The 10,425-nt window shown below is 74.2% G+C and carries 9 protein-coding genes; 4 read left to right on the top strand and 5 right to left on the bottom strand.

Annotated elements, in window-relative coordinates; genetic code table 11:
- Positions 1-91: 91 nt before the first annotated feature.
- Positions 92-862 (bottom strand): methyltransferase domain-containing protein, encoded by a 771-nt coding sequence (locus tag ACFWMZ_RS27710; protein ID WP_383184118.1) that lies wholly within the window; start codon positions 860-862, stop codon positions 92-94.
- A gap of 389 nt (positions 863-1,251) precedes the next feature.
- Here ACFWMZ_RS27710 and ACFWMZ_RS27705 point away from each other — a divergent pair, with 389 nt between their 5' ends.
- The 4 genes from ACFWMZ_RS27705 to ACFWMZ_RS27690 all read left to right on the top strand — a co-directional run bounded on the left by ACFWMZ_RS27705 (position 1,252) and on the right by ACFWMZ_RS27690 (position 6,935).
- Positions 1,252-2,265, top strand: a complete 1,014-nt coding sequence (locus ACFWMZ_RS27705) for an ATP-binding cassette domain-containing protein (RefSeq protein WP_383204883.1) — start codon at positions 1,252-1,254, stop codon at positions 2,263-2,265.
- Complete coding sequence (locus tag ACFWMZ_RS27700; protein WP_383204880.1) at positions 2,237-4,321, top strand: YhgE/Pip family protein; 2,085 nt, start codon at positions 2,237-2,239, stop codon at positions 4,319-4,321. Before ACFWMZ_RS27705 ends, ACFWMZ_RS27700 begins: the two co-directional genes overlap by 29 nt.
- A 44-nt stretch (positions 4,322-4,365) precedes the next feature.
- Positions 4,366-4,986, top strand: a complete 621-nt coding sequence (locus ACFWMZ_RS27695) for a TetR/AcrR family transcriptional regulator (RefSeq protein ID WP_383184112.1) — start codon at positions 4,366-4,368, stop codon at positions 4,984-4,986.
- 449 nt (positions 4,987-5,435) lie between these two features.
- Positions 5,436-6,935, top strand: coding sequence for a phytoene desaturase family protein (locus ACFWMZ_RS27690; protein ID WP_383204877.1), 1,500 nt, complete (start codon positions 5,436-5,438; stop codon positions 6,933-6,935).
- Positions 6,936-6,969: 34 nt separating this feature from the next.
- Here the strand turns inward: ACFWMZ_RS27690 and ACFWMZ_RS27685 are convergent, their stop codons facing one another.
- The 4 genes from ACFWMZ_RS27685 to ACFWMZ_RS27670 all read right to left on the bottom strand — a co-directional run bounded on the left by ACFWMZ_RS27685 (position 6,970) and on the right by ACFWMZ_RS27670 (position 10,119).
- The gene (locus ACFWMZ_RS27685; protein WP_383204874.1) at positions 6,970-7,947 is read right to left on the bottom strand and encodes a hypothetical protein; all 978 of its coding nucleotides are present in this window, start codon (positions 7,945-7,947) and stop codon (positions 6,970-6,972) included.
- A 42-nt stretch (positions 7,948-7,989) separates the two neighbouring features.
- Positions 7,990-8,910: a methylenetetrahydrofolate reductase [NAD(P)H] gene (gene metF, locus ACFWMZ_RS27680; RefSeq protein WP_383184106.1), complete on the bottom strand. Its 921-nt coding sequence runs from the start codon at positions 8,908-8,910 to the stop codon at positions 7,990-7,992.
- Between the two features lie 115 nt (positions 8,911-9,025).
- Entirely contained in the window at positions 9,026-9,673 is a 648-nt protein-coding gene (thiE, locus tag ACFWMZ_RS27675) for a thiamine phosphate synthase (protein WP_383184104.1), read from the bottom strand.
- An 80-nt stretch (positions 9,674-9,753) separates the two neighbouring features.
- The gene (locus ACFWMZ_RS27670) at positions 9,754-10,119 is read right to left on the bottom strand and encodes an Rv2175c family DNA-binding protein (RefSeq protein ID WP_383184102.1); all 366 of its coding nucleotides are present in this window, start codon (positions 10,117-10,119) and stop codon (positions 9,754-9,756) included.
- Between the last annotated feature and the right edge of the window lie 306 nt (positions 10,120-10,425).

Here is a 10,425-nt window from a genome sequence, read left to right as displayed (position 1 = left end):
TCCCTCGTACTGGACGTACTCGGGTGATTCGGGCGTACGGCGAGAGTGCGTGCCAGGCGTCGCAGGCCCACGAAGATCCGCCGGACAGGGCCTAGTCCTCCTGGGTGGCGGTCTTCTCGCCGAGGACGTGGAGCTGGGTGGCGACGGCGTGGAAGGCGGGCTCCTCGGCGGCGGCGGCCTCCAGCTTGAGCAGGGCGTCGAGCGCGCCGGGCTCGGTGTCGACCAGGACGCCGGGCACCAGGTCGGCGAAGACCCGGACGCCGTGGACCGCGCCGACCCGCACTCCGGCCGCCTCCACCAGGGCGGTGAGCTGGTCGGGGGTGAAGCGGTGCGGCACCGGGTCGGCCTCGCCCCAGCGGCCCGCCGGGTCGGCGAGCGCGGTGCGGGCCTCAGTGAAGTGCCCGGCCAGGGCGCGGGCCAGGACAGCGCCGCCGAGCCCGGCGGCGAGCAGGCTGAGGGTCCCGGAGGGGCGCAGCGCGGCGGCGACGCTGGCGACGCCTTCGGCCGGGTCGTCCATGTGCTCCAGCACGCCGTGCAGCAGGACCGCGTCGTAGGCGCCCCGGTCGACCACGTCGAAGAGGCCGAGGGCGTCGCCCTGCACGCCGGTGACCAGGTCGGCGACGCCGGCCTCGGCGGCCCGGCGCTCCAAGGCGAAGAGGGCGTTGGGGCTGGGGTCGACGACGGTCACCCGGTGGCCGAGCCGGGCCACCGGTACGGCGAAGTTGCCGCTGCCGCCGCCGGAGTCGAGAACGTCCAGCGAGCGCCTCCCCGTGGTCTTCACCTGGCGGTCGAGGGCGTCCCTCAGGACCTCCCAGACCACGGCGGTACGGAGAGAAGCGCGGGGGCGCATCGGGTCCGACACGGCAGTTGACTCCTCGGCGCGGCACCGCCGCTCGGGGCGGCGGGCGTCTATCGGGTGCAGTGGGCTCCCACCCTATTGCCTCCGCGGCACCGCCCGGCCCGGGGCGCCGGAGCCGTCGCGCGGCCGGTCAGCGGGGGCGGCGGGCCCTCCCGCGCGCGGTACGGCGGGCAGCGCGGAACCGGGGCTCCGCCGCCGGGGAGGCGGGGCCCGGCGACCGTGAGGTACGCCACGGGCAAATCATCTCCAGAGGGGACACTTCCGCCGGGCCGCCCCCGGTCGGCCTCTGCCGGGGGTCCCCGGAGAGGAGGGGGTGGATTGCGGCGCGGCACGGGCCCGGCATAACTTTTGAACTGACCGGTCAGTTCAAAAGCACGGAGGAGGGACGGGCCGTGACCCGCCACCAGCCGGAACCGGAGCCCCAGCGCCGCCCGGAACCCGCCACCAGCAGAAGCCCCGCCTCCCCGCCCGCCGGCTCCGAGGCCTCCTCCGCGCCGGACACGCCGGACGCGTCGGCGGACGCCCCTCAGGCGCCCTCGGAGAAGGACGCCGCCGCGGGCTTCGCGCCTGCGGAGTCCCCCGAGGGCGCCGCCGTCGAGGCCGACGGCATCGGGCTGAAGGGGCCGCGCGGCTGGGTCTTCCGGGACGTGCGGTTCGAGGCGGCCCCCGGCTCGGTCGTGGCGCTCACCGGCGCCTCGGGCACCGGCCGCACCTGCCTGCTGCTGGCCCTCGCCGGCCGGATGAAGCTCACCGAGGGCGAGGCCCGGATCGGCGGGCTGCGGCTGCGCAAGCAGGCCGCGGCGGTCCGGCGTACCGCGGCGCTCGCCCACGTACCCGGCGTCGACGACCTCGAGCCCTCCCTGACCGTCGGTGAGCACCTGCGCGAGCGGGTGCTGCTCCAGCGGCGTTACGGCACCGCGCCGCTCGCCGCGCTGAAGGCGGCGCTGCGCCCGCCCCGGGAGCGGCGGGCCGCCGCCCGCCGGGTCCACGACGCGGCGCTGACCGCCACCGGGCTGGACCTGGCGACGCTGCCGAAGGGGCCGCGTACGGCCGTCCGCGACCTGGAGCGGCTGGAGCGGTTGCGGCTCTGTGTGGCGCTGGCGCTGATCGGCGGGCCCCGGCTGCTCGCCGTGGACGACGTCGACCTGAAGCTGGCGGCACCGCTCCGCGAGGAGGCGTGGGCGCTGCTCGCGAGCGTGGCCGCCGACGGGGTGACCGTCCTGGCGGTCTGCGGCGAGGCCCCCGCGGAACTGCCCGGCGGCGTCCCGCTCGCGGTCGTCGGCACCGACCGGGCCACCGACGCCCGTACCGCCCCCCACGGGCCGGACGCCACGGCGGCCGCCACGACCGAGAAGACCGAGAAGAAGGAGACGGCGGATGCGCTCGCCGAAACTGGCCGCGCTTGAGCTGAAGCGCTTCGGCAGGGGCCGCCTGCCCGCCGCCGCCCTGGTGGCCCTCCTGCTGCTGCCGCTGCTCTACGGCGCGCTCTACCTCTGGTCGTTCTGGGACCCCTACGGCCGCCTCGACCAGATCCCCGTCGCCCTCGTCAACGACGACCGGGGCGCGGAGATCGGCAAGGAGAAGCTGCGGGCCGGGGACGACATCACCGAGGGCCTGCACGAGAGCGAGGTCTTCCAGTGGCACGAGGTCAGCGCCGAGCAGGCGCGGCGCGGCGTCGAGGACGGGACGTACTACCTGTCGCTGACGATGCCGAAGGACTTCAGCGAGCGGATCGCCTCCAGCTCCGGTGACCAGCCGGAGACCAGCGCGCTGAAGGTGGAGACCAACGACGCCAACAACTACATCGTCGGGCAGATCTCCCGGACCGTCTTCACCGAGGTCCGCACATCCGCCTCGGCCAAGGCCTCCCGCTCCTTCCTGGACCGGATCTTCCTCTCCTTCTCCGACATCCACGGCGCCACCGCCGAGGCCGCCGACGGCGCCGACGAGCTGAAGAAGGGCATCGGCAAGGCCAGGAACGGCTCCAAGGACCTGGTCGACGGCTTGAAGGACACCCGTACCGGCAGTACCAAGCTGGCCGCCGGGGTGAAGCGGCTCGACAAGGGCGCGGGCGACCTGGAGAAGGGCTCGGCGCAGGTGGCCGCGGGGACCAAGCTGCTCGCCGGGAAGGTCAACTCGACCTCCGAGAAGGTCCAGCCGTACCTGAAGGAGAACGGCAAGTTCATCGGGGACACCGCGCGGCTCGTCGCCGACTCCACCAAGGTCGTCCGCGACAACCTGGACGCGCTCGTCAAGGCCGCCCCCGTCGCGGCCCGGGGCGCGCGCGAGGCCTCCGAGACGCTCGACAAGGTCTACACCGCCCGATGCGAGGGCGCCGTCGGAGAGCTGGGCGACCCCGCCTGTCCGGACCTGAAGAAGGCGAAGGACTCCGCGGCCGACGTCGTGAAGGTCGCCGACGACCTGGAGACGGTGATCGGCGACGCCGACCTCACCACCCTCGACGGCCACCTGGCCACCCTGCAGAAGCAGGCGAACGCCCTCGCCAAGAGCGCCCCGACCCTCGGCGACGACCTGAAGGACGCCGTCACCAAGGTCAACGCGCTCGACAAGGGCGCCCGGCAGGTCGCGGCGGGCGCCAAGGCGCTCCACACCGGCCTCGGCACCGCCCGCACCGGCGCCACCGACCTCGACACCGGCATCGGCCGCGTCCAGACCGGCGCCAAGAACCTCAACGGCGGCATGTTCCGGCTGGCCGACGGCTCCGGCCAGCTCGCCGGCGGCCTTCACGACGGCGTCGAGAAGATCCCCGACTACGACAAGAAGGACCGCGACGACCGCACCGAGGTCATGGCCGACCCGGTCCGCCTCGCCTCCCAGTCGATGCACGCCGCGCCCAACTACGGCACCGGCTTCGCCCCGTACTTCATCCCGCTCTCCCTCTGGGTCGGCGCGATGGTCGCGTACATGGTGATCCCGCCGCTCAGCCGCCGCGCCCTGGCGGCCGGCGCCTCCGCCTGGCGGACGGCTCTCTCCGGCTGGCTGCCGGTGGCGGGGCTCGGCGTGCTCCAGGTCTCCGCGCTGATGGCGGTGCTCCACTGGGGGCTGGGCCTGGAGATGGTCAGGGCGGCCGGCACGATCGGTTTCCTGGTGCTGGTCAGCGCCTGCTTCACGGCGATCGTCCAGTGGCTCAACGCCCGCTTCGGCGCGGCCGGGCGCATCCTGGTGCTGGCCGTACTGATGCTCCAGCTCACCTCGGCGGGCGGCACCTACCCGGTGCAGACCAGCCCCGGCTTCTTCAACGCCATCCACCCGCTCCTGCCGATGACCTACGTGGTGGAGGCGCTGCGGCTGCTCATCACCGGCGGCCCGCTCGGCCCGGTGTGGCAGGCGTGCGCGGTGCTGGCCGCGTTCACGGCGGGCGCCCTGGCGCTCACGGCGCTCGCGGCGCGCGGCCGTCAGATGTGGACCGTGGACCGCCTCCACCCGGAGCTCACCCTCTGAGCGCCGGGCGCGCGGTACCCGCCGCACCTGCGAAAATCGGGACCATGGACAGCAGCACACGGCGTCAGGCGACGCGGCAGAAGCTCTACGAGGCAGCCGTCACCCTCATCGCCGAGCAGGGCTTCTCCGCGACCACGGTCGACGAGATCGCCGAGCGGGCGGGGGTCGCCAAGGGCACCGTGTACTACAACTTCGCCAGCAAGACCGTGCTGTTCGAGGAGTTGCTGCGGCACGGCGTGGGGCTGCTCACCGCCTCGCTGCGCACCGCGGCGGAGGAGACCGCCGAGCGCGGCGGGAGCCGGGTCGACGCGCTGGACGCGATGATCCGCGCCGGTCTCCTCTTCATCGACCGCTACCCGGCCTTCACCCAGCTCTACGTCGCCGAGCTGTGGCGCACCAACAGGGCCTGGCAGGACACCCTGCTGGTGGTCCGGCAGGAGGCGGTCGCGGTGGTCGAGGAGGTGCTGCGGGAGGCGGTGGAGACCGGGGAGCTCAGCTCCGAGGTGGACATCCCGCTGACCGCGGCGGCGCTGGTCGGCATGGTGCTGGTGGCGGCGCTGGACTGGCAGTCCTTCCAGCGGGAGCGGTCCATCGACGAGGTCCACGGGGCGCTCTCGCTGCTCCTCCAGGGGCGGGTCAGCGGCGTGGGGCCGTCTCGGCCCTGAGCCCCGGGTGGCCCGGTGGGGCTCCGTCCGGCACCGGGCGGGGCCCCGGGAGGACCTCTCGGTCCCGCCCGTTCCGCCGCCCCGTGTCGGCGGAACGAACACGTCACCGCGCGGCCCCGCCCGGCGTGCCCCACTCTCCCGCCCACCCGCCCCTGCTTTCGTCCGCTCTCGCACCCAGATCCGGTGAGTACGGGTACTCATCCGAGGGGCCGGCCCCGGCGCGGCCGACTTCAGCCCGGTCGGCGTTCGAGGCCAGGTATTGGGCTCCGCCTCTTGACCGGGCACCGGTCACAGACGGCCTCAAACGCCGGCCGGGCTGGGATGGCTGGGTCTGGCCCAGGCGGTGGTGGCGGGCGGTGGTCTCGGGTGGTGGTGGCGGCGGTGGTGGTCGGGCACGGGGTGGGCCGGGACGCTCTGTTGGGGTGGGCCCGGGGAAATAGAATCGGGGCATGGCAAGAATCGCGGTGATCGGTGCGGGAATGGGGGCCATGGCGGCGGCGGCCCGGCTGGCGGTGGCGGGGCACGACGTGGAGGTGCACGAGCGCTCGGGCACGTACGGCGGCGCTCTGGGTCAGTACCGGCGGGACGGCTTCGCCTTCGACACCGGCCCGGGGCTGCTGACTCTCCCCGCCGTCCCGCGCGACCTGTTCCTGAAGACGGGCCGCGAGGCGCTGGAGGACCGCGTCGGCCTCACCGAGACCGACCCGGCCGTCCGCCACGTCTTCGCCGACGGCGTCCGCGCCGACCTCCCGCACACCTCCCGCGCCCAGGTCGCGGCCGCCCTCGACGCGGCCCTCGGCGGCGGCGCGGGACAGCGCTGGGGCGCCTTCCTCAACCGGGCCAGGGACACCTGGGACCGCTCGCGCCGTCCCCTGCTCGAAGAGACCCTCTGGCCCAACTGGCAGGTCCTGGCCGAGCGCGAGCCCTATCCGCCCGAGCCCTGGCGCCGCCCCCTGCGCCGCGAGCGCCGCGCGACGACGCTCGCCGAGATCGGCGCCTGGGAGCTGCGAGACCCGCGCCTCGCCGCCCTCCTCGGCCACTACGCCCTCGCCGCCGGGCTGGACCCGCGGACCGCCCCGGCGGCCGCCGCCGTCCTGCCGTACCTGGAGCAGACCTTCGGGCTCTGGTCGGTGCGCGGCGGGACGCGGGCCCTGGCGACCGCGCTCCACGAGCGGTGCCTGGAACGGAAGGTGCGGTTCGTCTTCGGCTCCGAGGTCGCCACGATCCGTGTCGAGGAGGGCCGCGCGGCGGGGCTGGTGACCGCCGGCGGAAACCGCGTCGACGCCGATCACGTGGTGGCGGGGGTGCCGCCGACGGTCCTCGACGCGCTGCTCGGCTCGCCCGCGCGCACCGCCGGTGAGGTCCCCGCCCAGCGGGAGACCGACCGCGCCTCCCGCCTGCTGGTGCTGCTCGCCCTCGACGGCGCCCGCCCGCCGGGCACCGTCCACCGCACCGTGCTGCACAGCCGCGACCCGAAGGCCGAGGCCGCCCATGTCTTCGGCGGGGCACCCGGGGTGGCGGCCGACCCGACCCTCGTCGTGGACCGCCCGGACGACCCCGCGTCGGTCCCGGGCCCGGGCCACGAGGCGGTGACGGTACGGCTCACCGTCGCGCCCGGCACCGAGCCGTCCGAGGCGGAGCTGGACCGGATCACCGCCCGCGCCGAGGCGGCCGTCCCTGGCCTAGCCGGACGGGTGCGCCTGCGCCACGCGGTCACCCCGGCCGACATCGCGCGCACCACCGGCGCACCGGGCGGCGCCGTCCCCGCGCCCGCGCTGGCGGCGGCCGGAGGGAGACTGCTGCACCCGGCCAACTCCACTCGCCTCCCCGGCCTGTTCACCGTCGGCGGCTGGTCACACCCGGGCGGCGGACTGCCGCACGCGGGCATGTCGGGCGCCCTGGTGGCGGGACTGATCGTCGAGGGACCGGAGTTCACCGGCTCGACCTGAGCCGGGAGGCGCGGGGGCGGGCCGCCCCCGCGCCTCAGTAGCGGTACTGCTGGCCGCCGTGGTCCGGCGTGCCCTGCTCCTGCGCCGGGGTCTGCTCCGGCGGCAGCCCGCCGTACTCCGGCCCCCACTGCTCGTACCCCTGCTGCGGCACATACGAGCCGTCCGGCTGGTGCTGCGGCGGGAGATCCGAGGCGTCGTAGCCGTACCCGCCGTAGCCGCTCTCGCCGTCGCGCTGCTGCGGGACCCAGACGCCGCCGGGCGGGGTGTCGGTGTAACCGGTGGTGGTGTAGGTCTCCTGCGGATAACCGTAGGACTCCTGGGACTGCTGGCCGTTCCAGTCGCCGTAGCCGCTCTGGGCGGTGTGGTCGTACCCGGCGGTGGCGGCGTACGGGTCGGCGTGGCCGGTGTACTGGCCCTGACCGGTGTCGTAGCCGTAGCTCTGGGCGGCGTAGTCGTAGTCGTACCCGGCCTGGGCGGCGGCGTACGGGTCCTGCGGGGCGTACCCCGACTCCTGGGCAACGTACGGGGCTTCGTACCCGGAGGAGTCCTGGGCGGGCTCGTCGCGGCGGGGGTCGGGGCCGTCGTCGTAGACGCCGTACCGGCCGGTGTCGTCGGGCATCGGCTCGACCGGCGCGTACACCGGCGGGGCGTCGGGGGCGTCCGGCACGTCCGGGGTCTCCTCCTGGAGGCCGGAGACCTCCAGGGTCGGGTCCTGCTGCCCGGGCTGCTTGGTACGGCGGCGGCGGGACTCGCCGGGGCGCCCGCCGACCGCCCAGCCGGTGGAGAAGCCGCGGCGGAAGGAGAGCGTCACGAAGGTCTGCCCGACCGCGAACGCCATGGCGCCCAGCGCGATCACCACGACCAGCGACATCAGCACGCCGAGGACGACGCAGGAGAAACCGGCGAAGGCCAGCAGCCGCCAGCGCAGCCGCGCCTTGTACTGGAGCAGCACCTCGCCGAGGAGCCAGAGCGCCACTATCCCGAACGCAATATAGAGGACCGTCCAGCCCATGTACGCCCCTCTCCCGCGGCCGCCCTCACCGGCGGCCGTGGATCAGCCCTTGTCGTCGTGCAGGCCCAGATTCTCGTGGATCTCCAGTGTCGCCGTGGAGTTGTTCAGGGTGATGAAGTGGAGTCCGGGCACACCTTCGGCCAGAAGCCTCGCACAGAACTCCGTGGCGAACTCGATCCCCATGGAGCGTACCGCCGCCGGGTCGTCGGCCGACGCACGCATCCGCTCCTCCAGCGCCGCGGGGAAGACCGCGTTGCTGAGCTGCGCGAACCGCTCGATCTGGCGGAGACTGGTGACCGGCATGATCTCCGGGATGATCGGCGTCGCGCAACCGGCGGCGGCCACCCTGTCCCGCAGGCGCAGATAGTCCTCCGGATCGAAGAACATCTGGGTGATGGCGTAGTCGGCGCCGGCACGGCACTTGTCGACGAAGTACCGGATGTCCGTGTCCCAGTCCGGGGACCTGGGGTGGCGCTCGGGGAAGGCCGCGACGCCCACGCAGAAGTCGCCGGACTCCTTGATCAGCCGGACCAGTTCGGCGGCGTACGTGACGCCCTGCGGGTGGCGGACCCACTCCCCCATCGGGTCGCCGGGCGGGTCGCCGCGGACCGCCAGCATGTTGCGGATACCGGCGTCGGCGTACTGGCCGATGATGTTGCGCAGCTCGGCCACCGACTGGTTCACCGCGGTGAGGTGGGCGACCGGGGTGAGCGTGGTGTCGTCGGCGATCTGCCGGGTGGCGCGGACGGTGCCCGAGCGGGTCGAGCCGCCCGCGCCGTAGGTGACCGAGACGAAGCTCGGCCCGACCGCCTCCACCCTGCGCAGGGCGTCCCACAGATTGCGCTCGCCCTTCGGGGTCTTCGGCGCCCAGAACTCGAACGAGTACGAGGCCTTGCCGGAGGCGAGCAGGTCACGCACGGTCGCGGCGTGGTCAGTCCTGGTGGAAGCGGTACCTAGGGCCATACGGGCAGGTTAACCAGGCCGAGGGGGCGAGTGGGCCGAACCTGATCGATTCGCCCGCTTCGACCGATTCTTGTCCACGCCTCGGACAGGCGTGGACACCCTCGGCGAGGCGGGCTCAGAGCTCCCGCAGCCTGCGGGAGAAGTCGGCCGCCGCCGCCTTCGGGTCGTCGGCGTCGGTCAGGGCGCGGACCACGACCACCCGGCGGGCGCCCGCCTCGGTCACCTCATCGAGGTTCGCGGCGTCGATGCCGCCGATGGCGAACCAGGGGCGGTCGGTGGTGAGGCCGGCGGCGTACCGGACCAGGTCCAGGCCCGGGGCGTGGCGGCCCGGCTTGGTGGGGGTGGGCCAGCAGGGGCCGGTGCAGAAGTAGTCGACGCCGGGCTGGGCGGCCGCGGCGGCGGCCTCCGCCTCGCTGTGCGTCGAGCGGCCGACCAGCGGGCCGCCGCCGATCACGGCGCGGGCCGCCGGGACGGGCAGGTCGCCCTGGCCGAGGTGGAGGATGTCGGCCTTGGCGGCGTGCGCCACGTCGGCGCGGTCGTTGACCGCGAGCAGCTTACCGTGGCGGCGGCAGGCGTCCGCGAAGACGGCCAGCAGCTCCAGCTCCTCAGCGGCCTCCAGCGACTTGTCGCGCAGCTGGACGATGTCGACGCCCCCCGCCAGCACGGCGTCCAGGAACTCCGGCAGGTCGCCCTGGCGTTTGCGGGCGTCCACGCAGAGGTAGAGGCGGGCGTCGGCGAGGCGGGCGCGGGCGGTGTCGGACATGGGTTCCCCCTGACAGCGGTGTGCGGGCCGCGATCGACGCGGCCCGCATCCGGATACGGTCGTACGTGAGCGGTGCTCGGTCAGACGGCGAGCGCCTGCGCGCGGCGCTTCACCTCCGTCCCGCGATTCTCACTCAGCGCCTGGGCGGGTGTGCCCGGCAGGGTCGGGTCGGCCGTGAACAGCCACTCCAGCATCTCCTCGTCGGCGAAACCGTCGTCCCTGAGGAGGGTCAGCAGGCCGCTGAGGCCCTTGACCACCTTGTCGCCGTCGATGAAGGCGGCGGGAACCATCAGTACGCGGTTCTCGCCCCGGCGGACGGCCAGGAGCTGGCCGTCCTTCACCAGCTGGCGGACGCGGGTCACCTCTACGTCGAGCTGTTCGGCGATGTCGGGGAGGGTGAGCCACTCGGGGACGAGAGCATCGATCTTTGCGTCAATCTCGGTCACGCCCCCAAGGGTGCCATGACGGCCGCGGGGCCGTCTTCCGGCAGGGGGCCGCCTGGTTCTCCTGGCTCTGCGGTTCGCCCTTCCGGGGGCGCCTTGTCGGCCGGGGTGAGTCTTGGCTGGGCTCCGTCTCGACCGTGCCGGTCCGCGATGGCCTCAAGTGCCGGCCGGGCTGTCTTTTGGCCGTCTGTCCGGTTCGACCGTGCCGGTCACCGATTGGCCTCAAGCGCCGGCCGGGCTTGGTTTTCGCGGTTCGTTCGCCGGGTGGTGCGGGCGGGGCCGGGCCGGGGTACCTCCTCACAAACTGAC

The sequence above is a fragment of the Streptomyces sp. NPDC058373 genome, from assembly GCF_042723275.1.
Classification (GTDB): domain Bacteria; phylum Actinomycetota; class Actinomycetes; order Streptomycetales; family Streptomycetaceae; genus Streptomyces.
The sequence above is the reverse complement of the archived record's forward strand: the minus strand, read 5'-3'. Positions and strand labels throughout refer to the sequence as shown.